The sequence below is a fragment of the Paenibacillus violae genome (genome assembly GCF_032461945.1).
In the GTDB taxonomy this organism is placed as follows: domain Bacteria; phylum Bacillota; class Bacilli; order Paenibacillales; family NBRC-103111; genus Paenibacillus_E; species Paenibacillus_E violae.
Genome location: NZ_JAWCUD010000001.1, coordinates 1,490,141 through 1,516,064, shown reverse-complemented (window position 1 = coordinate 1,516,064; position 25,924 = coordinate 1,490,141). Strand labels below are relative to the sequence as shown.

Here is a 25,924-nt window from a genome sequence, read left to right as displayed (position 1 = left end):
ATTAGAAAGGAACAATTGACCAGTCATTTTAGTATTTTTATACAGCTTCACTTTCAGAGGTTTAAATGATATAAAGCAATTCCAAATGACAGCAGACATAGGATTATGGCAGCGAACGATTTGGTAAATGGATCGCGTGCAATCACAAGCAGAGTAAAGGCTGCGGCCAGCATTGTCGCTCCTAGAAGCAAACCGGCTAACAGGGCAACGAGGGGATACCATATCCCTACGATCATACCAATTGAGCCTATGATTTCAAGGAAACCTGTTAAGAAATTAAAAATGGAAGGCAGGCCAAATCGGCTGAATTCCTTTGCCATTTTACCTGAGATGATTCTCGTTCCTGTTATCATGAAGAAAATACCCAAAATAACTTGTAAAATAATAGCTATTATCATTGTTTTCACACTCTTTCATTTTAAAATGATTAATTTTATATGCTATAGCATATATTTGAGGTGCCAAGGCACTCATTCATCTTTTACGGTTGCATATAGTTTGCTTAGAATCTCATGCAACTGTTGAATTTCATCGTCACTCAGATATTTGGTTACATGATCGTGAGCGGCCTTTACAATCGGCATAAGCTTGGTTTTGAGACTCATTCCTTTATCGCTAAGGAACAAGTTGTGGGAGCGTTTATCCGCTTCATTCTGAATTCTTCTTACGATTTCTTTCTTCTCCAGTGAATAAATCATCCTCACAACGGTAGTTTGATCTCGATCGATGGCTTCAGCAAGCTCTTTCTGGCTCGTCGCTCTTTCTGTATCAAGTACAAGGAGGATTCCCCATTGTTCCGGAGTTACTTCATATTGTTTAAGTATTTTTGTGAAAAAATTAGTCATCTTAACATCAGTTCGATGAACAAGAAATCCAGTGAGATTACTCAGCTCCATCTTATGCGCTCCCTTCTTTATCAAATTAATATATGCTATAGCATATAAAATAACTTAAAAACGTTTGTTTGTCAAATGGACCGTTGAGCAGAGAAATTTATGATGAATCCAGCGGCATAATTGAATTTTATCCTACTGCCGCTGGTTAATATTGCCTTACGTTAAATCAAACTTGCCAAATGCTCCCCAAGGCGGTCCATGGTCTGTTCAGCTCCTGGAGCGGCGTAAACCTTCACCTTGTCAAAGGTAGCTACTGTTTCTTCAAAAACCGAGCTATATGTAAGTTTGGTCTTCCCATCCAAGTCTTCAAAAACGGCTGTTGCGGTAAAATGAGGAAACACAGCGTGTTTAAGCACAATACGTTCTGGTTTATCGACTACGAGGATCTCATTCGTATTAGGAAAATTAACGCCATCAGGACCATGCATGATAAACTCCCATGTACCTCCTGGTCTCATTTCGAATTTCTGAAAAGTAGACGAAAAACCTCTCGGCCCCCACCATTTCGACAACTGCTCTTCGTTCGTCCAAGCATCAAACACTAGTTCACGCGGAGCATTAAATACACGGGTGATCACAATCTCGCATTCTCCTACTTGCGCCGCGGCGATGTTTGTTTCATTGTTGTGGCTCATGTCCCAATCCTCCCAAATATTCAGCTTGATGTAATCTAACTCACTAAGTAGTTAAATCATAACAAATACCAGTGAAGACATCCATTGAATATGTATGTTGTTACTCTTCTACAATGCGGCTAATTTGTTTATACTATACTTCTGCCACGATATTATTTTTTTGGAGGAAAGCACATGGAAAACTCGGTTGTAGAAAGACAATTACAGGCATACAACGATAAAAATATTGATTTGTTTATGAGCTGTTATAGTGAAGATGTGAAAATCTATGATTTTCCTGACACCCTTACTATGGAAGGTCAGGTTGCTATGAGAGCGCGTTATGAAAAATTGTTTGAGACCTTCCCCAACATGTTTGCAACGGTGGATAAAAGAATCCATCATGGCAAATATGTCATCGACCATGAGCAAATAACCGGTAGATTAGAAGGCGCCATTTTGGAAGCTGTGGCTATGTACGAAATAAAGGATGATATGATTATTAAGGTTTGGTTTCTTAGGAATTAAGCTGCTGTTCCGATATCTCCACAGGACCTGCAGGCCCTGCTTTTCAAGATGCGTGGAAAACAAAATAATGGTAAAATACGTATAGGCAGATGAACTCTGCGCATGTTAACACACAGATTTCCAAAATGTCATTTGGGAGGCAACAAAATGGATGATTATTTCTTGGTTAAAGACGGTAGAGTTGTACGTTGGGACGGGCTTACACTTGGTGGAACGAAAATCCGAGCTGATGAACTCATTGAGTCTTTTGGACGTAAAGCTTTAGATGAAATCGAACAGTATGGTTTTTATACGATAAAGAAATCTTAATACGTCTGCTCGTTAAAGAAAGAGACTGCCGTTGGTTCCGGCAGCCTCTTTTTCATATCTGGATCCAAAAACGTCTAACCACATTTCCATGATCCTCTATATATTCTGATTCAAACTTACCACCATTTTTTAGAATAGTTCTTTCAGAGGCCAAGTTTCCCTTATCACAAACAAGGAGGACGTTGTTCACTCCCATCTCTTTCATCCGTTCTAACGTTAAGGCCAAGAGCTGAGTGGCATATCCTTTTCTTCTTGCTGACGGCCGTATGCCATATCCGATATGTCCACCGCAATTAAGCAGTTTTTCATTAAGTCTATGCCTAACATTTGCGGCGCCAATAATCATTCCAGAATCATCGTCTAATAGCCAGTAGGTGGAGTGCGGCACAAAACTTCCGTCCGTTATCTTCTCTTCTGAATCTTGTGAGTATAAGAAATTCAGCATGACGGTGAAATCATAAGGCTCCTTCTCTACAGTCCAAGGAACAATATCTTCACCACTCGCTATCCAATCCTCATAAAACGACATATATTCTTCCTTATACTCAGCCGAAGGTTTTACCAACCTAATCGAATTTTGCATTTCTTCACCTCTTGTTTGATGTCCATAACCTCGCAACACTTCTTAATTCCTTTTCATTGAATTCAAGTTTGTAGATATCAGGTTTGCTTGTTTGTTTCCAAAATTCAAACCCATAATTTGAATCAAAATACTTTAATATGATGGTCATAATATTCCCATGTGTCCCAATAACAATTTTCTTACCTTGATAGTCAGACAGTAATTTCATTATAATAGGTATCGCTCGTTCTTGAGCTTGCCTTGTTGTCTCTCCCTCAGGCATGCAAAAATCAATGTCTGTGAACGATTTTTCAATTCCAAGTAGTAGCTGTTCATCTGGTATTGGATAAGTTAGGCTCGCAATAGGTCTTTCAATGAGTTCATCATACTGGATAATTTCTTTCTTTAGCAGCTCTGCTAATGGAGTTACCGTTTCTTTTGCTCGATGATAGGAACTAGAAATGATAGCGTCTATCTTCTCGTTGCCTAACAACTCTGCCACTCTTTTGGCATCTGCTTTTCCTTGTTCTGACAGGCTTGCTCCTCCTGCTCGTTCAAGTTCAAGTGAAAAGGGTGCGATACCATGACGAACAAAATAAATGTGCGTAGCCATATATAACCATAACCTCTCTAACAAATTTTTTAATGAATGTCCGTCGGTTTATCCCATGAAATTAAATAACGGTAATAAAAGCGGCGCCGGACAATTGCCCCTGGAAGTATCTCGTGGACTGTTCGACGAATCTCCGTAATTGATTCTTTAGGTTCTGCAATCCGCACATTTGGATCTCGCATCCCGCCATGGGCTCGGTCCATGATACGGATTGGGAGAAGCAGCAGTCCCGAGAGGATAAAATCCAACATTGACTTATCCGCCGCAAGCCCAATGATGAGAAGCCGGCCACCAGGTGCGAGTACTTGTTTCATTTTTAACAATGCGCTTCTTAAATCCATATGGTGCAAAGTCGCGACACAAATGACAGTAGAAAAGCGTTCTTTATGAGAAGGGATTGGCATGGTGAGGAAGTCACCGTTTACGAGTGTCACATTTGATACTGCAGCAAGCCGCGTCCGTGCACGTTCAATGGCTTGCGAATCGGGGTCAATGCCGACAACCTGCCCAGCGAAGGGCGCGAGGCGTTGAAGCAATAGTCCGTCTCCACATCCGATGTCGAGTACTCTGCCGCCACGAAGCTTGGCGTTGTCCACCAACTCTTCATGAAATGCTGTATTATGATTCCAATATATCTCCATTCGCTTTCTTCGCTCCCTTCCTCAAATCTCTTTGTTTAGACACTTTAAATCTAATAAAGTTTCATTATTCTTCCCTAATTTCTACCAGTTATTGCAAAAAGCCGCCGAGCTATCGCTCAGCAGCCTAATATTTCGTCCGTTCATCCCTTCACAGCAGAACTGACCGTCAATGCGTTTTCCACTTGTTCGGTGAAAATTAAATATAACACGACCATCGGCAAGCTGGCGATCGTCATGACAGCCCCCATTCCACCCCAGTCGGTCGCATGAAGACCTTGAAAATAGATGAGTCCAATCGGCAAGGTCATTAATTCCTCTTTTGTTATTAAAATCGATGCCAAAAAGAATTCATTCCACGTTCCCATAAACTGTAGAATAACAATGGTGGCGACGGCTGGAGTGAGAATCGGCAGCATGATACGAAAAAATGCGAGGTATATTGAAGCGCCATCCATACAAGCCGATTCTTCCAACTCTTGTGGGATTCCACGCAGGAAACCGTAAAAGACCATCGATGCAAAAGGGAGCCCAAACGCTATGTAAGGGATCAGTAGAGCGCCGTAAGTATTCGTCAAGTGAAAATCTTTCACGATAATCGCCAAAGGAATGATAATGACTTGAATCGGAATAAACATCCCTATAATCATGTATATCCGTACCGTTTCCCGAAATTTCCATCGAAGCCTGGCAATGGCATAGGCAAACATGACGGCGAACAAGACAACACCTATCGTTGTTATCGTTGAAACAATCATGCTATTGGTGATATAAGTCGGGACACTGAATTTATTCCAGGCATTCACATAATTTTCGTATCTAAAGTGCGTTGGTAGTCCGAAAGGATTGGTTACGAAGATTTCATCATTGTTTTTCAACGAATAGGAAACCATCCAAATTAACGGATAGACGGAAATAACGAAATAGGCCCATAAAAAGGACTGCAGGACGACTCCAACGATTTTGTTCATACTATGACTCTCCTTTACCCTTGTTCCAATCCGGTTTCTCTGCTATCAAACACTTTATTGATGATTATGGTGGCGATTAGGCTAATCACAATCAACAAAACCGAAATGGCACACGCATACCCATATTGATTGCCCGAAAATGCATTCCGAATGATCATGAACGTTATCGTATAGTTTGTCGTTCCTGGTCCGCCATTTGTCATAATAGCCATTTGCACATAAGCCCCTATCCCAGCTGTAATGGCAATAATAAAGCAAAACTTGAACGTCTCTTTCATTAATGGGAGCGTGATGTGCCAATGCGCCCTCCATTTGCCTGCGCCATCAATTCGAGCAGCCTCTGTATAATGTTCTGGAACGGATTTCGCGCCGGCATATAGCAAGGCAAACTGAAACCCCATATACTGCCAAGCATTAACGAAGGCAATTGCAATAATGGAGACGCTCGGTGAGTTCAACCAGTCTTGACGATAAGCGATCCCAAGTGCTTGAAACAACTTATTGATGATTCCGTTAACCGGGTCATACATAGAAAGCCAAAGTTGACACACGACCGTGACCGACAGTACTACAGGAATGAAGTATGCGGTTTTCAGGATTTTTCGTCCCTTCACCGTGGGATCCGAGCAAATTAGCGCCAACAACGTACCTAGACCGATTTGGAAAATGACTAGCACCAGGGCGAACAAAAGCCCGTTTCGCAGCGATGTCGTCAATAAATAATCTTGACTAAGGTCGATGTAATTTCGGATGCCAATAAAAGTGGCTTCGCTAAGCCCATCCCATTCAAAAAAACTGCGATAAACGGTCTGAAGAATGGGATAAAACACAATGACACTATAAAGCACAATAGCCGGGGTTAAAAAAATGAGAATAGCCCATTTATTTCCTAAGTATTGTTTCATCTCTATGCTCCCTTTCTTGAAAAAAACTCACACCGACTTACAGGTCGATGTGAGTCATCAGGTACTGAAAGGATTTATTTCTTCAGCGATTTATTGAGATTCGTAACAAACTGATCCGCTGTAAATCCTGCTACAATTAAGTTCTGCGAGTTGTCGTCAATGCTAAGATTCACATTTGTATCATTCTGTACGGTTGCGAAGCTCGTGATATTGGGGATCACTTCTTTACCAAGACGAGACAGCATTGCAGGCACTTGCGCCGTGATCGGCTTATCCACCTTGATGGAGACAATCGGTGTACCCACTTGCGTATACTTGTACTCTGCATATTTACGCGCCATGAATGCCGCTACTTTAATTGCGGCTTCTTTGTTTTTTGTTTTGGCGGAAACGGCGAAGCCTCCTGGTCCCCCTGCCCCATTCATGGCAAACTTGGCCTTTTCGTAAGTGGCTTCATCTTTCGCTGGGAAATTCATGAACTCTACATTGTCTCCGAGATTTTTTTGTGAGCTAGGAATTTCCCATTGACCATTAACGAACATAGCTGCCTTGCCTTGATAAAAAAGTGAAGAAGCTTGATCATAGTTCGTCTGCGTCGCATTTTTAGCAAATAAGCCTGCCTTTTGCAGCTCCTCTACTTGCTTGGCGGCTAGTTTCAGAGCTTCCGGCGTTTCAGCCGCGCCGTTGAGGGCTCCGTAGCCTTTCGGCTCCTCGCGAGTCATGAAGCCTTGCAACAAGGCATTGCCAATCCATTTCTCTTTGGAGAAGATCGCGAGTGGAATAATTCCCTTCGCATTGAATTTTTTAGCGGCATCCTTCAATTGATCGATCGTTTTGATCGGCGCCTCTATGCCTGCTTCAGCAAAAAGCTTTTTATTATAGTACAAAATAATAAATTCAGTGCCGGCATACGGATAGCCATACACATGGCCATCTGGTGCAATTAGTTTTGCTTCGTTGCCTTTGTTCAGATCTTTCTTGAATTGTGCCGTTTCCGGAGCATCATCTAGGGTCAGAATATTGTTCGACTTGCTTCCGATCTGCATGATATCCCAATTCGTGTCAATAATATCAGGCAAATCTCCGGTTGCCATTTGCGTTTTGATTTTCTGACCATTATCTTGCAGACCAGGGACTAGCGTAACTTCAATGTTGGGCATTTCTTTTTTTAGCTCCGCAACCGCGTAATCATAAGGCTTCGATGTGTCATCGTCGAAATGATTGGTATAGATGCTAATCTTAACAGGAGCATTTGCTGGTGTTGAAGCTGTTGTCGCAGCCGTAGCAGCAGGAGTTGCCGCGGCAGGTGATGTCGATGTTGCTGGCGTTGCTTTTGAGCCCGCATCATTTTTCGTTTCCGTTCCACACGCTGTAAGTGAAACAGCCATGATTGATGCGAGTCCGATGCTGCTCAATTTCGTCCAGTCCCTCATTTCGAATACCCCCAGTAATAAAGTCAAGATAATTGTAGCGCTTACATGACTGATTGTAGGGGAAAAATGATTACACGATAAGGTACGATTACGCCTTATAACGTACAAAAAGCCCGTTTTCTGGCGGACAATTTTCAGATGAACGGTCTTTACTCCTTGTTTATAACTTACTTTTTTTTGACGGGGCCAAATTAGGCAAAATACTTACGACATATGATCGATCCAAGAATATATTGGTAAACGTAGACCCTCCCCCTTGCCGCATTGCCGTTCCCCTATCGGCGAGGCGGTCTTTTTATATGTGCAGTTTAGCGATCGAGCGGAACTCTCTCTCGTCAACGCGAGAAGCTGGCTCCCTTTCAGATAAAAGTCGTCTTTCACCCGCCAAGTATGGCTTTGTTTATTTTTACGACGGATAATAATTCAACATAGGTCTATGGAAGATTATTTGTGAAACAAAAAAAAGAAGCCCGCCTGAGCGAGCTTCTTACTATTCTTAATGCATAGCATTCATCGTCGCGTGCTTCACAATGACACGGCGGATGAAGAAGGCTACGGCTAACCCGATAAGTGTCACAATCATAGCGAAAATGAACACGTTCTGGGAACCAAGCATCATGGCTTTTGCAGCCTCGATGGGTTCACTTGGTTTGGAAGAGCTATCTAGATACTTCTCCATACCGCTAGTCAGGATACTGATTGCAATTGCTGTACCGATCGCCCCTGCAACCTGTTGCAGCGTGTTCATCACCGCTGTTCCGTGCGGATAAAGTTCCGGCGGAAGTTGGTTAAGTCCGTTCGTCTGAGCCGGCATCCACACCATGGAGATCCCAATCATGAGTCCGATGTGCAAGACGACGATAAACGCTACGGAAGAGGCAACCGTGATACTGGAGAAAAACCATAACATCACAGCTACTATGGCAAGACCAGGGATTACAAGCCATTTAGGTCCATACTTATCGAATAAGCGCCCCATACGTGGAGACAAAATACCATTCAACGCGCTACCCGGAAGCAGCATGAGCCCTGTCGTAAAGGCAGATAGTTTCATGCCATTTTGTAGATACATCGGCAAAATGATCATAGTCGATAAAATAATCATCATACAGGACAACACAAGAAGCAGTCCGATGATAAACATTGGGTATTTGAAAACGCGCAAGTTCATCATTGGCTCGCGCATTGAGATCTGACGAAGTGCAAACAATAAAAGAGAGATTAGACCGATTATGATCGATGTAAGGACGATTGCGCTAGTCCAGCCGCCCTCTCCTTCGCCTGCTTTACTGAAGCCAAACACAACGCCGCCGAAACCTATGGATGATAAAATAATCGATAGTATATCAATACGCGGTTTTGTAACCTCGGTGACGTTTTCCAGGTTTCTCAAACCGATCAAGAGTCCAATAATCAAAAATGGAAGAGATAACCAAAAGATATAGTGCCAAGTTAAATATTCGATTAAAAGTCCCGCCACAGTTGGGCCGGTTGCCGGTGCGAACATGATGACTAGACCAACGAAACCCATCGCTGCTCCGCGCTTCTCCGGAGGATAAACGACTAGAATTGTATTAAACATGAGTGGAATTAATAACCCCATTCCTGCTGCCTGAAGAACACGAGCGACCATCAACATTTCAAAATTGACTGCCAGAGCTGCAATCAATGTTCCAACGATCGAGCTTGAGAGCGACACAATAAAAAGCTGCCTTGTTGTAAACCATTGCAGCAGTAAACCAGTCATCGGCATCAGAATTCCGAGAGTCAGCAAAAACCCTGTCGTTAACCACTGGGCAGTGGCAGCTGAAATCTGGAACACATCCATCAAATTACTAATAGCTATATTGAGTGCCGTCTCACTGAACATGCCTACGAAACCGCAGATCAGCAGCGACGCCATAATAGCCTTAGTATTATATTGCTTCATTTGTTTCTTCACTTCCCTCTCCTGAAAACTAATTGAATAGTTCTCTATCTTTATAGTCCGCTTAAAAATACAACAGTCTGTCGAATTATACAAGTGCAAAAATAAATTAAATGATATTCTCCTTTCCAGAAAAAGAAAACACCTCCAAATGACACAGGGAGGTTCCGTTCATCATTTTAGTCCAATTAGGGTTAGAAGACTGGACAACATGGTCAGTTTTTTTGATTGTTTGACTTGTTTCGCACTAGATCGCGGCGTCCACTTCCAGGCATTGTTTTCAATTGCTTTAATCTCCTGTCTATGCTCATTCATCGTTTCCTCAAAAAAATAAGGATCATGATGCAAGGCGCACACCTCCAATTCCTTATTAGGATGACTTCCCTTCGCTTTAAGCTCATTATACGAAAACAACTATGACAACAGTCTGTCATACTTGTGGGTACCGATTTAACATTTTTTCTATTTTTACTTTGAGCAGTTGCCTTAACGACAGGGGTTCAAGAACCTCCACATCTTCACCAAAACTTAATATCATTTCAACTAACCATTCAACTTCTGAAGGATTGATAATGGTAATTGTAAGCGTGCCATCTTCATTAAAATATTTATCTTCCGCATAGAAACAATCTAAAGCATGTGCCAATGATCTCCCAGAGAAATGTAGAACAGCTCCCACGATTTCATCTTTTCGATAATCCAAAGAGAGATCTTGTAGAAAGGCTGAATGAATGCACGGATAGATCTCAGGCAAGGTGACCAAATCTATCATTCTTGTAAGTTTAAATACGCGATAATCCTTACGAACTCTACAATACCCATGCAAATACCAAGAATAATATTTAAATAGCAAACTAACTGGCTCAACGATCCTATGAGCTCTCTCATTCTTAGAATTCATATATTCGAATCGAATGACTTGCCGCGTCGTTATCGCGGCACGAAGCGTATGTAACGTTTCGTTGTTGGCTCGCCAGCTTCCTAAATCCATGGTTAAGCTCGGCATTTTATCCTTTTGAATGGTTTGAAGCCTATGGATCGTCTCCGTTGCTCCCTCATCTTTGAACACCGTCGCCGTACTGTGAAGTAGCGTGATTAAGGACTCAATGTCGTTGTCATGCAATAAAGTTTTCTCCATTTTATACTCTTTAATAATTCCATATCCGCCGTTGACGCCCTGATAAGATACGACAGGGATTCCAGCCGCACAAATAGCCTCTATATCTCGATAAATGGTTCGTTGAGAGACCTGATACTTGTTCGCAAGCTCTGAAGCGGAAATCACTTCATTATTCAAAAGCGCATACGTAATCGAAATTAATCGTTCTAACTTCATCTCATCACCCTTTAAACTCAAGAACATATGTTTGTATATATTACACCATAATTGCCCAATTGGTTCAAGGGGAACAGCGAAAAACTGCATTAGCCTTCGACTCTACTACCCAGACGCCTCTTCTTCACCTCATCACATCAACCCATTTATTACTCAACACCTACCACTATAGAATCACATAACGAAGTTGCGACTGTAACCGTATTCTACGTTGTACTTCTTGCAACCATTTAGCTGAAATTTGGCTTCTGATCAGCTTTTTATTGTACTTTATACAACGAATCTTGCATTAAAACGCTTCCATCACGACTTTTCGCAACAAATGGTTGTATATTGTGCAACGAATGAATGCCTCCGCGGTCAAACCACACTGTTATGTTGTATAAAATACAACGTATGCCTTCGAATTCGCTGCTTAGCTGTCTCGACAACACCTCACCCACATCCCCATCACCATTCCTTAAACTATAACGGGAATTAGTACGGCCTAGCTCATCAATAAGGTTAAGAGAAACTTACTCCGATCACTCATTCCTAGCTTGATTGTAGTCTGCCCATAACGGGCTGATGTATTTTTCTAAGGCTTTTTTTACGTCACTTCTTCGGCTCTCTTCAATGTTTACAGTGTCATTTAAAATATCATTTCTTATTCGTATAAGCACATACAAAGGAGGCAGTGAAGCCTCACGCAGAGCTTTTATCATCTCTTCTTCTTGCGGCGTAATATCCATTATCGCACCTCTTCCTTAATGTAAAAGATACTTCCATTCTATACCCTACCATAAGTGTTAGGGTCAAGACCATGAAAGCCAAAAAGGCAGTCCGCTATAACCAGCGAACTGCCTTCTTCTATATATATTAATTCGAGTCTGCTTCAGCTGACCGATCATACCACGCGTTGAGTTCTTCCAACCGTTTGTTGTAAGCATCACGAATGGAATAAGCAGATTGGGACCCAACCGGAAGCCGCAGCGGCGCATTTCCTTCATTGATGACGGAAATAATATATTGGACCGCTTTGGCCGGATCGCCAATTTTGATGTTTGATAAGTTTTTTTCATACGCTTCGTAGTACGGGATATACTCCGGCTTTTTCTCCGTCTGCTCCAAGGAGTGTCCGAGAAACTCAGTGGCAAAAACAGCCGGCTGGACAATCGTCGTCTTGATGCCAAAGCTTGCAAATTCCTTCGCGAATGCTTCAGAGAATCCTTCTACTGCAAACTTGGAGGCGGCATATAGGCTGAACGGCGGGAAGGAAACAACTCCGAAGAAAGACGAGAAATTAATATAATGTCCGGATCCCTGACGTTTGAATACAGGAAGTGTCGCACGAATGACATCCAATACACCAAATACATTAACGTCGAATTGTTTCCGAATTTGTTCTTCCGTGTACTCCTCTAGCATACCGAATAGTCCGTAGCCCGCATTATTCACGACAATATCGATTTTTCCAAATACAGCAACAGCTTCTTGAACAGCGGCTTGAATTTGGTCGGGTTTGGTGACATCCAGAGCGACAAGATGAACACGATCCGGTGCTAATGCTTTAAAATCCTGAATAGCTTCAAGTTTGCGCGCTGTAGCGACTACTTTATCCCCAGCTTGAAGCAGCTGCTCCACAAAATGGCGGCCGAATCCTGTCGAAGTTCCTGTAATAAACCATACTTTACTCATCATCTATTTCTCCTTTTTGTCTATCTAATTTTGTCAATGATTTTTCTCTAATGCTAGATAGAGCCTAGAAATATCAAGAATGAACATTCTAGAATTTACAAAAAAATAAGGCTCCAATTAACTATCTAGCAACGACATAGCGGAACCAGCTATGCGGTGAAGCTTCTCTTTGTCGGTAGAGGTTCGAGCTAGTACACGCAAACCTAGCATTGAGTTATGCATTTCTTCAGCAAGCTCACTTGCGTTACGAGTCGAAGCGAACTCACCACTTTCTTGTCCCCGCTGAATCAGTTCAGCGAGAAGCTTCTCCACCTTATCGAAGCTTTGTACTGTCTTGACATCCACTTCGTGATCCCAAGGAGCAACCTCTACAGCCATATTGACAAGCAGGCAACCTGGCGGCTTGTCGTCTTTTCCTTCAATCATGTAGTCAAACAAAAAACGAATAGCTTGCTTAGCACTATCGGCGCGGGTGATGCCTGATTGAAATTGCCCGTTCAAGTACTCATTGTAACGTTCAATGGCTTGTAGAAACAGTTGATGCTTGTCGCCGAATGTATCGTACAAGCTTCTGCGATGAATACCTAAATGATCAACCAGATCATTGATCGATGTTTTCTCATAGCCTTGTTCCCAGAATAACTTCACAGCTTTCAGCAACGCCACATCGACATCAAATTCCTTGACTCGAGGCATTTCACATCACCTCCCTTCTGAATATAGTTATATCACATTTAGAACGTTCGGTAAAGAATAATTTTTACCGAACGTTCTAATATTCCGGTTAAAAAAGGTTATTCCAAACAAAATGGAATAACCCTCTTATTTTCATGCCGGTACTCCGTGCCGGATTAGAACAGACTTCACAAGCTCACTACCCGCGGCCTTCTCCGGAAGCCTTACGCCTGCTGCAATGAGACTCTCAGCTACTGCGGCATAGTCCCCTTTAGCGTCCTGATCATGCATCGAGCCCCACATACAGCTATTGAGCGGAGTCCCTCCAAACTCATTACGAATTTCGATGGATGCCCCACGCCCAAGCAGCAATTGGACAATTTTGTTGTCCCCCCGGATTGCGGCACGATGAAGGGCTGTCATCGAATGCTCATTACGCCGGGCATCTGGTTGAAAACCAACATCCAACATGAGTCGCACGGCCTCTATCCGATGATCCCATGCTGCGTTCGCAATCATACTGTGGTATTCCGAATCTAGCGATTGGATGATATTTTGATGCTCGCTTAACATGGAATTGACGGTTTCGGCATCCGCCTGCATACAAGCGTACAGCAACTTCTGCTCAACAGAACTGTACGGCAACAGCAACTCCGTAATGGCATCATGACCCAGGTGCATCGCAAGAAAAAGTGGCTTAGCTCCAGCGCTGATCAAGTACTCGTAAATGTGCCCACCATTCGATTCACCGGAGGTAAACTCCCCTTTTCCCACCTGAGATTGAAGGGCATACGGATTCTCGTTAAAAATCCCGCGAACAAGGTCAAGGTCTCCCAGCTGAATGGCCATAAAGATATCCGTCTGAGCACCACGTTTAATCAAATGTTTGCATTTGTCAGGTTTATTAACCGCATATTGAGCAGGTGTACTATTGTGGTCAATATCCCGCTTATCAATGTCAGCCCCGTGATCCAGCAGGAAATCGATGACGTCAGGTGAGTCGGCATAATGCAGCGGAACCTGCCCATCTGGGCCACGCTGATTGACAACCTCTGGATCCTCTTCCACCATCTTTTGCAAGACATCAAGCATGCCTAATGCTGCAGCAGCGTGTGGATCGACACGAGCTCCTCGTTCTATTAGGTAACGGGACAATTTATGATGATCATGATGCAGAACACCAAATCCGCCGGCCCACCAGCTGCTCTTGGCATTGATGTCTGCCCCGAATTGAAGCAGCACATCAACCATCTGGCGGTTACCTCTGTATGAAGCGATCACAATCGCTGGTGTATCAAAAGAAAAACTTGGTTCGTCTATCCGTGAAACTAGCGATGGATGACTTTGCAGAATCTGTTTTACAGCTTCCGGGTCATTACGATCAACCGCCTGCTTGAATTGTTGAATAACCTTCACGTCCAGATCATTATTCAATTCCGTCACGTAAGCATTCCTCCTCCTTTGCTACGACTTGAGATTATAGAAAATCTCCGTTTCTAGTTTGGTTTCATCCTCATTCCAATGTCCGTACACTTCCATTAAAGGAAGCTCATGAATGTCACCTGAAGCTTTTACTTTTGCACGAATGCTTTCATAAGTTTTATCAAGTTCACTATAGGGCCCGATGTGTTTGCAATAGGCATATTTTTCTAAAATAACATCCTTCTTTTCCAATAATGAATCTTCATTCGGAGGAAGAACTAGCTCAATGCCGGCAAATATATGGTGACCATTTTCATAAACTACGTGGTTCGTTCCCTTATGAGAGAGCCCCTTCTCACGTACTTCCTTCCAAATTTTATCCAACAGTTCGAAAATCGTATCACTGTACCTTTTTTGTTGATCATGCGTTTTAGAAAAGCCGAACAATGTAACCATTTTTCTTTGATTGAAAATGACTGGTTCCATTAGGATCTCCCTTCTACTCTCGATAAAAGGACAGCACCCAGCACACGCCGTTCCGGTCAGTCACTATCGCCAGCAGACCGTTAAACGGAGCCTCGTATACTTCGGTAAGGATAGTCCCGCCGGTTGACAATGCTCCGTAAATCGCACGGAACGATTCTTCCGAATCGATTTTCAGGAAAACTCTCACATAGTCACCTTTCAACGTTGGTTTCGCCGCTTGAACATCGGCAAATTTAAGTGTTGCCGCCCCAACATGAAGGTCCGCGTTTAACACCACTTCACCTTGCTTGCGCAGAATAATAATCTCACCACCAAAAATACTTTGGTAGTATTTAATTTCGTCTTTACAGTTCTCCACTACGATAAAAGGGATCGCAATCATCATGTACATCCTCCTTAAATTTATACTCCATATAAAGCACTTGCCTCTACACGTCTTCTTGTTCACTCAGATTATGAAGGACAGTCTTCAATAGGTCGTTCAACAAGTCATACTCCTCATCCGAAATACCTTTTCGGGTCTTGCTCTTGACGCGGCTTAATGCTTCTTGTACTTTGGGCACCACCTCACGACCTGACTCTGTCAAATAGAGTAGTTGATAGCGATTGTCCGCGGGATCGGCTTCCCTCCGAACATATCCTTCTGCTTCCAGCTTTGCAATGGCTTTAGCCGTAGTCGTCTTGTCAATGAGCAGCCTCTCGCTTAGCGCTTTCTGTGTAATGGGCTGATGAAAAGCTATTGACATGAGGAAGATGTACTGACCGCTTCCAATGCGATAAGGTTGCAGCTCGGATGAGATCAGTATTTGCATGTGTCGATATATAGCAGAGATGTATTGCCCGTGTGATTCCGTGCTGTCCTTATTACCAGGCTTCCAGTGATTGCTCAATTTACGCCTCCTTAGATAGGATGTCATTGCAACTAATTTCAGTATATGGCATATAGGATGTTATTGCAACTAATTTTATACATATAGGCTTGACGCCCGTGTAGATCAACCATTTTACAGGTCAAAACGCAACGAACATCAAGCTTTTATTGAATCTTACTCCTCATTCACATATGGAATGGTTAAAGGTCCCAAAGGCAAAACGGCTACCGTCATCTTCTCGCCATACTTCTCTTTCAATTGCTCCAATGTAACTTCAATATCATGAGAAGTTTTTAACATCGCTTTTTCAACGTCTTCGTCGGCTAATGAAGAGTGCAAATAAACATCTGCCCAGACCTGAATAACGGCTTGTTTTTGTACTTGCCATTGATCGAACTTTTTAAAGCTTCCGTCGTTAATCATTTCGAGAATTTCATGTGGTGTTTTACGCATCTGTAAAATTTCTGCATAATTGCCGTGGTTCGGAATCCCATCCGAGCATTCTGAGGCACAGATGATGGTTCCACCCTCTTTAACAATCTTATGGGCCGCGCTCATCCCTTTGACTGCCTGATACAGATTCTGGTCTAACGGGTAGCCTGAATTGGAAGTAATGACAACATCAAACCGTCCCTCAACCGGGATCATGGCATGCTGTTTGGTGAAAGCACACCCTTGGTCATGGGCTTCAAACAACTCACCGGCAAAAACTTGCGTGATTTCCTTCGATTTATTCAGAGTCACATTGAGCATAAAATGGGGCTTGCACATCCGATTGACTTCACGGGTCATATCCTGCAGCGGATTATTTACCATATTCCCCCACGTTGCCAAAGGGTCTCCGATCATTCGGGCGTTATGAAAGGTCAAAATGGTCTCAATTCCAGCAATACCAGGCATGATCCCTTTCGGTCCTCCGGAAAAACCTGCAAAAAAGTGAGGCTCAATAAAACCTGTAACAATTCTGAAATCTGCCTCTACATACTCTTTATTGAGATAGACATCGCACCCAAACTGGCTATGCCCCACCTTCACAAGTTCATCGTTGTTGTGGCAATGGTGATTAATCACGCGTACATTGTCGACAACCGTCTTGCCCAACATTTGAATCAGTTCTTCCTCGGTTTGATCGCGATGCGTTCCCGTACCGTTAATGATGACAACATTTTCTTTAGGCACGTGAGTCAGTTCTTCAAGAATCCACGGGACCAACTTCTCGTTAGGTGTTGGACGTGTAATATCACTAATGACAATGGCAACCTTGTCTGTAGATTTGACCAACTCAGCCAAAGGCGGCGATCCAATCGGATGTCTGAGAGCTTCCAGAACGGCTAGTTTCTCTTCTTGCAATCCATCCATATGATAAGGCTCGATAATCTTGGAATGGTCTGGCACATCAACAGCTAAAGTTCCTTTACCGTACAGCAGGGTCGTCTGCATATCTTTCCCTCCATTGTGAACATGAATTTGAGTCGTAATATTATTTACAAGAGTTATGAAAGCGTTTAATAGTAAAATTATAACATAGACAACTAGTAATAGACTTCTCCATTTTTACAGGAATAACCTTGACGCCTACGGGACAACTTTAACATTATGGCTAACCGTTATTTAATGGTATAATTACCATTGTTCATCAAAATACTTAGAGTGAGGCGGTAATCGTTATGGAAACAGCTAAACAGACAGTAACGGTTGAAACTACAGTACATGCACCAGTTGAACAAGTGTGGGCATTTTGGACACAACCAGAACATATTACACAATGGTCTTTCGCCTCTGATGACTGGCACGCGCCAAGAGCCGAAAATGATTTAAGGGTTGGCGGAACATTCGTTACAAGACTCGAAGCCAAGGATGGAAGCTTTGGATTTGACTTAGGCGGCGTTTATGATGAAGTGAGAACGCATGAATTCATTTCTTACACCATGGGCGATGGAAGAAAAGTTGAGATCTCATTTATTCGTCAAGATAACGATACAAAGGTAATTGAATCATTTGATGCTGAAAGCGCAAATCCTGTTGAAATGCAAAGAGCTGGCTGGCAAGCGTTTCTAGATAACTTTAAAAAATATAGCGAAACTGCCAAATAAGATTTGGCCATATGATTTGATATGAATGAAAACCTCCCTTACTTCCGGGAGGTTTTTTGTCATTTCATTTGCTGATTAACTTTGTATATATTCCTTGCCGGTGGGAAATTATAACAAAAAGTTTTGAAAGATAAAGGGGACTCAGGACAATGAATCCATTAATAAAAGAAATTACAGCTAAGTTTCTGAATAACGATGATTTCTTTCTTCAACAGGATTATTTTATGAATAACTCTGTTATCTTAATGGGCTTCAACACATTGGTCGACTTGACTGAGTCTCGAGAAGCTATGCATATGTACATAGAAAAGGCAATTTCTGTAAATATAACAGAGGAAGAATTATTAAGCTTGTTCGGGGAAGTCAAAGAGAGTGATATTAATGTTCTCATCTCATCTATTTTGCAGGGAAAATTAATCATATTTTTCGCTAAATACAACAAATTTGTTGTGTCGCAGCCGATACCCAAATTGCTTAATCGGTTTACTGAACCTCCTACGAATGAAAACGTGCTTCAGGGGCCGCTTAGTTCCTTTGTCGAAGACATTGAACAAAACATTGGTATTGTCAGGAAACAAGTAAGCACAGATCAACTTTTTGTCAAATCGGTTTATGTGGGCAAGGATGAGAAAAAAAAGATTTCGCTTCTGTATTGCGAGAACTATGTGCAAATGGAGTTGGTGAATAATATTGTTCGTCAACTCGAAATGAACCTGGATAAGGAAGTTCACAATTTACAAAACTTATCAAAAACGATGGGATTTTCCGCCTGGGAATCCTTCTCTAAATTTAAAACGACAGAACTTCCTCTGGAGGCAGCTCAATGCTTGCGTATGGGGAAAGTCGTACTATTTGTAGATAGATTACCTTTAGCACTTATTCTGCCTAGTTTGTTATGGGATATGTTTGCAATGGAAAACGATCGCAATTATCCGCTCCCTTTAATGCTGTCAGTCCGATTTTTGCGAATCATTGGCGTTTTGATGACGTTAATTGTTCCTGCTTTATATGTAGCCTTAGTAGCCGTTAATCCCGAGGTGTTAAGAATAGAACTTGCGTTAGCGGTCTCTCAAAGCCGTGATAGCGTGCCATACCCTGCCCTTGTAGAAATCCTGCTGATCCTAGTTATTCTAGAATTAATTGTGGAAGCCAGCGTCAGATTACCCAAAAGTATCGGGCCCACAATTACCATGGTAGGCGGGATTATATTGGGTCAAGCTATCGTTGCTGCCAAATTAGTGAGTAACCTCATCTTGATTATCCTGGCCGCCACGACAATTGCGAATTCAACGGTGGTTGGATTTCAAAATTCGCTCTCCATCCGTTTATTTAAATATTTAATTGTGGTTTTAGCTGCCATGTACGGAGTGCTGGGTATTTTGGCGGGTTTAGTCCTGGTATGTGCCTACCTGGCAAGTCTAAATACTTTTGGAGTTCCCTATATTCAAATCAATGTGGCAAAGGATCGGAGCAATCATGGATAAAAGCATTTCCGTCATGCTTATGTACCTTCTTACTCATTTGGGGCTTATTTTTTTCCTATATCCGGAAGATATTATTGGAAGTACAGATTCCGCACATTGGATTCCTATTGTAATAGGAATTATTGTCCACTTTGTTGTTATTTCCATCTATATGAAGGGTTTAAGCTTCTACCCGAAGTGGGACATTATTCGGATTTACCTCAATGCGGGAAAAGCAGCTGCTATCATTTTTCTTTTACCGGTTACACTTTATTTTTTCATCATCGCCATTCTAGCCGTTCGCGCTTACTCTGAAATCATTTGTATCGTTTTTTTATCCAATACCCCATTATGGTCAATCATGATGTTATTACTTTTTGTGTCAACGTATCTTGCAGCTAAAGGGATTGAAGCCATTTTTCGCACTGGGGTACTATTGGCTATTATTTTTCTGCCTTTAATTTCTATGATTAGTTTCACTTCGTTTCAGAACATTAATTGGTACTACTCCTTTCCCCTTTTCGAACAAGACTTCTCGTTCCTGATGAAACCCTCTTATTTTAAAAGCTTTTTTGCCTTCGCAGGTGGCTTCTTGTTTCTAGGCTTCATTCAGCCTGTTATTACATATCAAAGAAAAAAAATTCTTCTTGCAGCCCTTTTTCTTATTCCCTTCTTTATCTTCTCCGTCTATATTCCTATTCTCACCTTCGGGGAGGCAACAGCAGTAACTCTTCATTTTCCTTTTGTCGTTGTTGTGGAGACCATTAATATTTCTTGGTTCATGTTTGACAGAGTGACCATGTTTTTCTTGCTTACACTGATTACTTTCAGCATGCTATTCATTTCCATAACGTTATGGCAGGCCAATCGCATTATAAGCAAGTGTTTACCAATCATTAAGCCGTTTTATCTACTGCTCGCGATCTCGGTTGTTATCTTTGTTTCCAGTTTAATGATTCCGGATTGGAATAGCGTCGGCAATCTATTTCTATGGAACACTCCTTTAAGATTTTTTGTTTTAGTTTCCATTCCGTTGTCTATTTATTTTCTGGGGCTTCGTTTTAAAAGGAAGGTGGGGCATGAACTCAATTAAGTCTTCGTTGCAAGTTATTGTACTTCTAGGTATGGTAATTACTCTGAGCGGCTGTTGGGATAATAAGGACATAAATCATCGTACTTTACCACTGGTTATGGCTATAACTAAGCAAAATGATGAGTACAAAGTCATCCTGCAAGACCCTGAGTTGGATCAGAATACGATAAAAATGAATTTAATCAGCCAGACTGGTAAAACAATCAGCCAAGCGGTAGATAAAATCAGTATGAATAAAGAAAAACAAATCGATTTATTCCATATTAAAGTCATTCTTATTGAAAAAAAACTTGCACAGCAAGGGTTGAAAGATATTATCGCTGGTTTCATGAGAAACGGGGAAATTTCGCTTAAAGCGTACGTTGTTATCTGCGATGAAGAGATTGAAAAGTATTTAGCCAATGAAAAGAAAACAACAGTCCCCAAACAAGCGTTTGTTTACGACTTTTTCGAAAAAAATGCGGGTTGGAACCCACAGATTGCTCGAGCACAGATCTGGCAAATTTATCGTAGTATATATTCGTACACCAATGATATTGCAATCCCTATTATTAAATCAGGTCAATCCTCCCCATGTGACTATATAGGCTCATCTGTTATTAAAAATGGGAAGATGGTTGAACAGATCACATCCGACGAAACTCTTCTGTATAATGCCTTCAACAAGGAAAGCACCCAGGGAAAAATCGAGGTCATGGATCATGCGAGTGTCTTAATTGTTAGTAATTCGATGAAATATAATAGCGAGCTTGTTGACAATAAACCTTATATGCATACACAAATCAAATTGAAAGTTGTCGTCCTGGAGACAAAAGGAAATCCATCCCAAACGCTCATTATACAAGAATTAGAAAAGCTAATTACAGAAAGATTTCAAATGCTATTTTCAAAAATCCAAAAAAGTGAAGCTGACATTCTAGGAATTGGGCAGCGTTTTCGTACTATCATTCCAAGAAAAGATTTGCAGAATTGGCGAACCGAATACTACCCTCAGCTGAAAATGGATCTTCAATTTCATACAGATATCCAAAATGAAGGTTTAATTAAAATGCGTTCAAAGTAAACAAAATGACAGATAGAAGGAACCTTTGGTTGATTGATTACCTCAGGTTCCTTTTTCGTTTCTTTGATCACTCTAAAACTCAATACCACGCACTTTTGCAAAAACCATCGTATCTCTCAAAGAACCATCTTGTGCACACTTCTCTTGTCGAAGAATTCCTTCCAACGTATATCCCTGACGTTCAGCAACACGTGAGCTACGTGTATTTCGTCCGTCACATCGAATTTCAATTCGATTAGCGTGCAACTCATGGATGGCATAGTTCGTAATGGCCTCTACGGCTTCCGTCATATAACCTTTATGGCTAAAAGGTGTACGCAACCAATAACCAATTTCAAATTTGCGCGCTTCCCAATCAATGCGGTGTAAGCCGCTGCTGCCAATGAGCTGACCCGTTTCCTTCAGAAATAGAAGTAATCGGAGATCAGTCCGATCTAAAAATTCCAGCCTGGCACGTCGGATGTTTATTTCAGATTCTTCAACGGTGGGAATTTGTCTGGCCCACGGCATCCAAGTACGCAACTCTTCCATACTTTCCCTAATTGCTTCGTTAACCATCGCGCCATCTCCCCATAGGGGGGCTCTTATTAGCAAACGTTCACTCTCAAAGCTCTCTGGTATCGTATATAATATCGGGCTGGATGCTTGAATACTCATCGCAATTACCTCCTATAGGATTGGTTAACTTTTCTCTTCCGCAAATTTTCTCCATAACTTCTCCACATCTATGAAACAATCCTTCCCTTCCTCTCCCTAAAGCAGAAATTCATTTCTAAATAATGAGTTCATCGAATATATTGGGTTCAAGCAATTGTACGGAAATGGACAGGAGGTAAACGCTTATGGAATATTGTTCTACGACAGAGCCGTCTAAGCGGATATCAGATTTGATAGCTCTTGTAATAGAAACCTATGATGTCCTTCAACGGGAGTCGGATCTGACCCCTTCAAATTCCGCGATCACGAAACCGATTTCTATTTTCACGGAGGCACTCAGGCAAATATACACACCGGAAGAAGTAAAGTATGTGATGGGGAATGTTGAAGTCGCCACACGCCAAAAAGGGTTGCTTGCCAAGCTGTCCGAAGCCGAGTACCTCATGGAGTTGTTCGACTCCCGCCACCTCTGCGAGCAACCCGAATTCGGATTAGCGAGCTTATTCCAATATAAAAACTGGAGAAATTACGACAGTCTTGTCGGCGAGGAACTGAAGCAGCTCCGAAGGATTATTCGGTCCGAGGAAATTTCTGCACCTATTGTTTTTGTCGGAAGCGGGCCTTTGCCGCTGAGTGCGGTACTGCTTCATCTTAGGTGGAATGTGAGCGTCATCTGTGTGGATATGGATCCGGATGCTTGCGAAGCAGCAAGTTCCTTGATGGAACGCATTCATTTGAGCGATAACGTGCATGTCGTGCAAGGAGATGGTGCGGAGTTCGATTATGCTTCTTACCAGCATGTGTTTATTGCAAGCCTTGTTACGCAAAAGGACAAAACACTTGAACAAATCCGCCGGACGAATCCGAACGCTTTGGTCGCCATACGAACTGCGGAAGGCATCCGGCAGCTCATGTATGAAGCGATCAACGAGGAAGCTATCGCCGCGGCAGGATGGCGTCTGCTTGGCCGGACATCGCCGATAGCAAATCGAGTGATTAATTCAGCTCGCTTTTATCGACTTTGTCCTGAATGATATACCCTTGACCGAGTTCTATCTGCGTAAAGCCTGCCATATGGCGTGTTTGGAACCTTATCGGCACTTGACTTCCTACAAGTAAGAAGTTTTGAATATCAGCGATGTCTTCTGACGGTAGAGAAAATGCTTTTATATAAGCAAATTCTTCATTTAGCGTTGAATGAATCGCGTTCACGAGCTGATCATTTTCACCTTTACCGAACAGATTCATGACAATCAGTCCTGAAGGATCAAGCTTTTCTTTGCAAATTTCAAAAAATTGCTTCGAAATCAAATGAGTAGGCGTTCCTTTTTCAGTAAAGGCATCCAACACAATTGCATCATAAACATGCTGCTTTTCATTTGCGAGGATTTGACGGCCATCACCTATCCTGACATTATCCCCGCCGTATCCAAAAAACTTTTTGCTTAACTCCACCACGGTCTGATCTATTTCTACCACGCTGCATTGCTTCTCTGAAAAATAGCCAGCTATCGTCCCGATCCCGTGTCCGATAATAAAAGTTTTTTCGAGCGACGGGATATTATTCTCAATTAAATGAATAATAGCTCGCGGATATTCAAATAAAATGCGTGTCGGATCATTCAAGTCCATCGCACCTTGGATGGCGCTATTAGAAAACTCTAAGACACGAAACCTTCCCTTTTCACCATACAACTCGGTAGTGTCGTAAACGGAAATCTCATGATTAGGGCTAGAAGTTTTGAAAAGTAACTCCAAGTTATCGATCCCTTTCTGGTTGGACTGCTTTTTCTTTCATAAAGCTGACGAATTTCTGCGTGGCCGGTGACAGAAACCGGTCTTTTTTGATATGCAGTCCGACTTCCCATAGCCAACCTTCCTCTTGGATCTGTATCCATCGCAGATCTTCCAGGTGCAATCCGGATGTTTTGGGCAGCACAGAAACGCCAAGACCTGCCGCTACGAAACCTGCCACTGTTGGAAGATCCTCTGCATCGTAGGTGGATGCGAGAGTGAAATTCATATGATGGACACGGGTGAGGAGCGAATCTCTTAAAGAGCAGTTATGTTTCAAGCCTACGAACGGCTCGCCAGTCATTTCTTTTAAGCTTATGGATTCCCTGTTCGCAAAACGATGATCGAAAGATACCACCAAATACAAGGGCAGCGAAAGGATCGGTACCCATTCATAGGTGTCACTAACTGGTCTTTCCGAGGTGATCATCACATCGGAGAAGCCCTTTTCGACCTGCTCCATAATCGCCCCCTTATCTCCCTGTGTCAACTCGAAGGTGATTTTCGGGTTGGCTTTTTGGTATTCACGAATCAATTGAGGTATTAAACCTACACCTAATATATTTAAATAAGAAAGATAGATGATCCCCGACTCAGGGTTGGAGCATTCCTCAATTTCCTGTTTTCCTCGCTCTACTTCTTGTAAAATCTTCTCAACTCGCTTCGCGAACATGGTACCGTAACGGTTTATTTGCAGGTTCCTTCCCTTCCGCTCAAACAAAGGTACGCCTAGCTCAGCTTCAAGCTTTGAGATGGCATGACTAAGTGCAGGCTGGGTGACGGATAAGGCTTCTGCAGCTTTCGTCAGATGTTCGATCCGAGCAACTTCCAAGAAATATTCTAATTGAGTAAGCTCCATATCGCCTCTCCTAAATTCATTATTTTTATCATTCCTGTTACTATCATACATACTGCTTATGATTGAATCAAATCTGAAGAGGTCCATTCATGAAAAACAATAATGTAATTTATTATTAATATAAATTAGACTTATTATTCAATCGGACGTAAGCTAATACCTGTGACCAAGGTTCACATCATTAGAATTTAACATACAGGAGGATAATCATAATGAATCTTTCTTCATATGAGTTTGAATTTCAAGGAAAACGCGCACTAGTAACGGGTGGAACTAAAGGTATGGGCTTAGCGATCGTGAAGAGGCTTGCAGCAGCCGGTGCTACCGTGCTCACAACAGCACGCCAGCTCCCAACGGATAACGAGAATCCAAACGTCCACTTTGTTCAAGCTGATATCACGAAGCCGGAAGGTACCGCGGTCATCATGAAGGCCGTGTATGAGAAACTCGGCGGTATCGACATTTTGATTAATACGGTAGGCGGTGCCTCCACTCCTCCCGGCGGTGCGCTGGCATTGACGGAGGAAGACTGGATGGAAACTCTGAATATGAACCTTCTTGGTTCCGTACGCTTGGACAGAGGCTTGCTGCCCCTAATGGTCGAGCAAGGCAAAGGTGCTATTATTCACGTAAGCTCCATTCAGCGAAAAATGCCGCTGTACGAAACAACTTTGGCGTACGCTGCATCCAAAGCGGCCCTTACCAATTACAGCAAGGGCCTGTCCAAGGAATTTTCCCCGAAAGGGATCCGCGTAAATACGATAGCCCCTGGCTTCATTCAAACTGAAGCGGCGGATCGTATGATTGACCGTATCGCTACTGCAGCTGGAAGCCGCGAAGCCGCTCTAGAGGAACTGATGAATTCCCTCGGGGGCATTCCGATTGGGCGTCCCGGCTTGCCGGAGGAAGTGGCTGAGCTTGCCGCCTTCCTGGTGTCTGACCGCGCTGCTTCTATTACGGGAAGCGAATATGTGATTGACGGCGGGACGTTGTCAACCATTTGATTTTCATTTGATTTTTCGTGCATCATCGCTGAGA

Annotated in this window: 31 protein-coding genes; 9 read left to right on the top strand and 22 right to left on the bottom strand. The window is 42.5% G+C overall.

The genetic code is table 11. The features are described from left to right. Positions 1–53: 53 nt before the first annotated feature. The 3 genes from RQP52_RS06840 to RQP52_RS06830 all read right to left on the bottom strand — a co-directional run bounded on the left by RQP52_RS06840 (position 54) and on the right by RQP52_RS06830 (position 1,531). Complete coding sequence (locus tag RQP52_RS06840; protein ID WP_315950282.1) at positions 54–398, bottom strand: DoxX family protein; 345 nt, start codon at positions 396–398, stop codon at positions 54–56. A gap of 72 nt (positions 399–470) precedes the next feature. Continuing rightward, a complete protein-coding gene (locus tag RQP52_RS06835; RefSeq protein ID WP_315950281.1) occupies positions 471–896 on the bottom strand; it encodes a MarR family winged helix-turn-helix transcriptional regulator in 426 nt (141 codons plus the stop codon). Positions 897–1,057: 161 nt separating this feature from the next. Continuing rightward, on the bottom strand, positions 1,058–1,531 hold the full coding sequence (locus RQP52_RS06830) for an SRPBCC family protein (RefSeq protein ID WP_315950280.1): 474 nt from the start codon (positions 1,529–1,531) through the stop codon (positions 1,058–1,060). Positions 1,532–1,705: 174 nt separating this feature from the next. Here RQP52_RS06830 and RQP52_RS06825 point away from each other — a divergent pair, with 174 nt between their 5' ends. Together RQP52_RS06825 and RQP52_RS06820 are read left to right on the top strand one after the other, a co-directional pair. Continuing rightward, positions 1,706–2,038, top strand: a complete 333-nt coding sequence (locus tag RQP52_RS06825) for a nuclear transport factor 2 family protein (RefSeq protein ID WP_315950279.1) — start codon at positions 1,706–1,708, stop codon at positions 2,036–2,038. Between the two features lie 147 nt (positions 2,039–2,185). Beyond that, entirely contained in the window at positions 2,186–2,347 is a 162-nt protein-coding gene (locus RQP52_RS06820; RefSeq protein ID WP_315950278.1) for a hypothetical protein, read from the top strand. A gap of 52 nt (positions 2,348–2,399) precedes the next feature. On the opposite strand, the gene RQP52_RS06815 is transcribed toward RQP52_RS06820, so the two are convergent. The 8 genes from RQP52_RS06815 to RQP52_RS06780 form a co-directional block, all read right to left on the bottom strand. Continuing rightward, on the bottom strand, positions 2,400–2,930 hold the full coding sequence (locus RQP52_RS06815; RefSeq protein WP_315950277.1) for a GNAT family N-acetyltransferase: 531 nt from the start codon (positions 2,928–2,930) through the stop codon (positions 2,400–2,402). Between the two features lie 4 nt (positions 2,931–2,934). Then, complete coding sequence (locus tag RQP52_RS06810; protein WP_315950275.1) at positions 2,935–3,522, bottom strand: histidine phosphatase family protein; 588 nt, start codon at positions 3,520–3,522, stop codon at positions 2,935–2,937. A gap of 29 nt (positions 3,523–3,551) precedes the next feature. Next, the gene (locus RQP52_RS06805) at positions 3,552–4,163 is read right to left on the bottom strand and encodes a class I SAM-dependent methyltransferase (protein WP_315950274.1); all 612 of its coding nucleotides are present in this window, start codon (positions 4,161–4,163) and stop codon (positions 3,552–3,554) included. A gap of 140 nt (positions 4,164–4,303) precedes the next feature. Then, entirely contained in the window at positions 4,304–5,131 is an 828-nt protein-coding gene (locus RQP52_RS06800) for a carbohydrate ABC transporter permease (protein ID WP_315950273.1), read from the bottom strand. Between the two features lie 14 nt (positions 5,132–5,145). Then, positions 5,146–6,036, bottom strand: a complete 891-nt coding sequence (locus tag RQP52_RS06795; RefSeq protein ID WP_315950272.1) for a carbohydrate ABC transporter permease — start codon at positions 6,034–6,036, stop codon at positions 5,146–5,148. 74 nt (positions 6,037–6,110) lie between these two features. After that, the gene (locus RQP52_RS06790; protein WP_315950271.1) at positions 6,111–7,469 is read right to left on the bottom strand and encodes an ABC transporter substrate-binding protein; all 1,359 of its coding nucleotides are present in this window, start codon (positions 7,467–7,469) and stop codon (positions 6,111–6,113) included. A gap of 496 nt (positions 7,470–7,965) precedes the next feature. Then, entirely contained in the window at positions 7,966–9,399 is a 1,434-nt protein-coding gene (locus RQP52_RS06785; RefSeq protein ID WP_315950419.1) for a DHA2 family efflux MFS transporter permease subunit, read from the bottom strand. A gap of 427 nt (positions 9,400–9,826) precedes the next feature. After that, positions 9,827–10,732, bottom strand: a complete 906-nt coding sequence (locus RQP52_RS06780; protein WP_326061387.1) for a helix-turn-helix transcriptional regulator — start codon at positions 10,730–10,732, stop codon at positions 9,827–9,829. Here RQP52_RS06780 and RQP52_RS36420 point away from each other — a divergent pair. Beyond that, positions 10,653–10,904, top strand: coding sequence for an NACHT C-terminal alpha/beta 1 domain-containing protein (locus tag RQP52_RS36420; RefSeq protein ID WP_379174349.1), 252 nt, complete (start codon positions 10,653–10,655; stop codon positions 10,902–10,904). The two genes, RQP52_RS06780 and RQP52_RS36420, sit on opposite strands and share 80 nt — an antisense overlap. Before the next feature lie 352 nt (positions 10,905–11,256). Here RQP52_RS36420 and RQP52_RS06775 read toward each other — a convergent pair whose 3' ends face one another. From RQP52_RS06775 to larA, 8 genes are all read right to left on the bottom strand, one after another. After that, positions 11,257–11,463 carry a hypothetical protein gene (locus RQP52_RS06775; RefSeq protein WP_315950269.1) on the bottom strand — a complete coding sequence of 69 codons (207 nt, stop codon included), beginning with the start codon at positions 11,461–11,463 and terminating at the stop codon, positions 11,257–11,259. A 127-nt stretch (positions 11,464–11,590) separates the two neighbouring features. Beyond that, on the bottom strand, positions 11,591–12,409 hold the full coding sequence (locus tag RQP52_RS06770; protein WP_315950267.1) for an SDR family NAD(P)-dependent oxidoreductase: 819 nt from the start codon (positions 12,407–12,409) through the stop codon (positions 11,591–11,593). A gap of 117 nt (positions 12,410–12,526) precedes the next feature. Next, entirely contained in the window at positions 12,527–13,105 is a 579-nt protein-coding gene (locus tag RQP52_RS06765) for a TetR/AcrR family transcriptional regulator (protein ID WP_315950266.1), read from the bottom strand. A 132-nt stretch (positions 13,106–13,237) separates the two neighbouring features. Further along, the gene (locus tag RQP52_RS06760) at positions 13,238–14,527 is read right to left on the bottom strand and encodes an ankyrin repeat domain-containing protein (RefSeq protein WP_315950265.1); all 1,290 of its coding nucleotides are present in this window, start codon (positions 14,525–14,527) and stop codon (positions 13,238–13,240) included. Positions 14,528–14,548: 21 nt separating this feature from the next. After that, a complete protein-coding gene (locus RQP52_RS06755) occupies positions 14,549–14,992 on the bottom strand; it encodes a GyrI-like domain-containing protein (protein WP_315950263.1) in 444 nt (147 codons plus the stop codon). Positions 14,993–15,005: 13 nt separating this feature from the next. Then, the gene (locus tag RQP52_RS06750; protein WP_315950261.1) at positions 15,006–15,377 is read right to left on the bottom strand and encodes a VOC family protein; all 372 of its coding nucleotides are present in this window, start codon (positions 15,375–15,377) and stop codon (positions 15,006–15,008) included. Positions 15,378–15,420: 43 nt separating this feature from the next. After that, positions 15,421–15,882, bottom strand: a complete 462-nt coding sequence (locus RQP52_RS06745) for a MarR family winged helix-turn-helix transcriptional regulator (protein ID WP_315950259.1) — start codon at positions 15,880–15,882, stop codon at positions 15,421–15,423. A gap of 156 nt (positions 15,883–16,038) precedes the next feature. Continuing rightward, entirely contained in the window at positions 16,039–17,304 is a 1,266-nt protein-coding gene (gene larA, locus RQP52_RS06740) for a nickel-dependent lactate racemase (RefSeq protein ID WP_315950257.1), read from the bottom strand. A 227-nt stretch (positions 17,305–17,531) separates the two neighbouring features. Between larA and RQP52_RS06735 the strand changes: the two genes are divergently transcribed. The 4 genes from RQP52_RS06735 to RQP52_RS06720 all read left to right on the top strand — a co-directional run bounded on the left by RQP52_RS06735 (position 17,532) and on the right by RQP52_RS06720 (position 21,576). Continuing rightward, positions 17,532–17,957: an SRPBCC family protein gene (locus RQP52_RS06735; RefSeq protein ID WP_157326230.1), complete on the top strand. Its 426-nt coding sequence runs from the start codon at positions 17,532–17,534 to the stop codon at positions 17,955–17,957. Between the two features lie 149 nt (positions 17,958–18,106). Beyond that, complete coding sequence (locus RQP52_RS06730) at positions 18,107–19,441, top strand: spore germination protein (RefSeq protein WP_315950255.1); 1,335 nt, start codon at positions 18,107–18,109, stop codon at positions 19,439–19,441. Next, on the top strand, positions 19,434–20,513 hold the full coding sequence (locus RQP52_RS06725) for a GerAB/ArcD/ProY family transporter (RefSeq protein ID WP_315950253.1): 1,080 nt from the start codon (positions 19,434–19,436) through the stop codon (positions 20,511–20,513). The genes RQP52_RS06730 and RQP52_RS06725 overlap by 8 nt, the downstream gene beginning before the upstream one ends. Continuing rightward, positions 20,500–21,576, top strand: a complete 1,077-nt coding sequence (locus RQP52_RS06720) for a Ger(x)C family spore germination protein (protein ID WP_315950252.1) — start codon at positions 20,500–20,502, stop codon at positions 21,574–21,576. Before RQP52_RS06725 ends, RQP52_RS06720 begins: the two co-directional genes overlap by 14 nt. Before the next feature lie 72 nt (positions 21,577–21,648). On the opposite strand, the gene RQP52_RS06715 is transcribed toward RQP52_RS06720, so the two are convergent. Beyond that, on the bottom strand, positions 21,649–22,233 hold the full coding sequence (locus tag RQP52_RS06715) for a GNAT family N-acetyltransferase (RefSeq protein ID WP_315950250.1): 585 nt from the start codon (positions 22,231–22,233) through the stop codon (positions 21,649–21,651). A gap of 185 nt (positions 22,234–22,418) precedes the next feature. Between RQP52_RS06715 and RQP52_RS06710 the strand changes: the two genes are divergently transcribed. Beyond that, the gene (locus RQP52_RS06710) at positions 22,419–23,267 is read left to right on the top strand and encodes a nicotianamine synthase family protein (RefSeq protein WP_315950249.1); all 849 of its coding nucleotides are present in this window, start codon (positions 22,419–22,421) and stop codon (positions 23,265–23,267) included. Here RQP52_RS06710 and RQP52_RS06705 read toward each other — a convergent pair. Both RQP52_RS06705 and RQP52_RS06700 read right to left on the bottom strand, forming a co-directional pair. After that, a complete protein-coding gene (locus RQP52_RS06705) occupies positions 23,230–23,991 on the bottom strand; it encodes a spermidine synthase (RefSeq protein ID WP_315950247.1) in 762 nt (253 codons plus the stop codon). The two genes, RQP52_RS06710 and RQP52_RS06705, sit on opposite strands and share 38 nt — an antisense overlap. 1 nt (position 23,992) lies before the next feature. Further along, on the bottom strand, positions 23,993–24,886 hold the full coding sequence (locus RQP52_RS06700) for a LysR family transcriptional regulator (protein ID WP_315950246.1): 894 nt from the start codon (positions 24,884–24,886) through the stop codon (positions 23,993–23,995). 212 nt (positions 24,887–25,098) lie between these two features. Between RQP52_RS06700 and RQP52_RS06695 the strand changes: the two genes are divergently transcribed. Beyond that, positions 25,099–25,890: an SDR family oxidoreductase gene (locus RQP52_RS06695; protein ID WP_315950244.1), complete on the top strand. Its 792-nt coding sequence runs from the start codon at positions 25,099–25,101 to the stop codon at positions 25,888–25,890. The last annotated feature ends 34 nt before the right edge of the window (positions 25,891–25,924 follow it).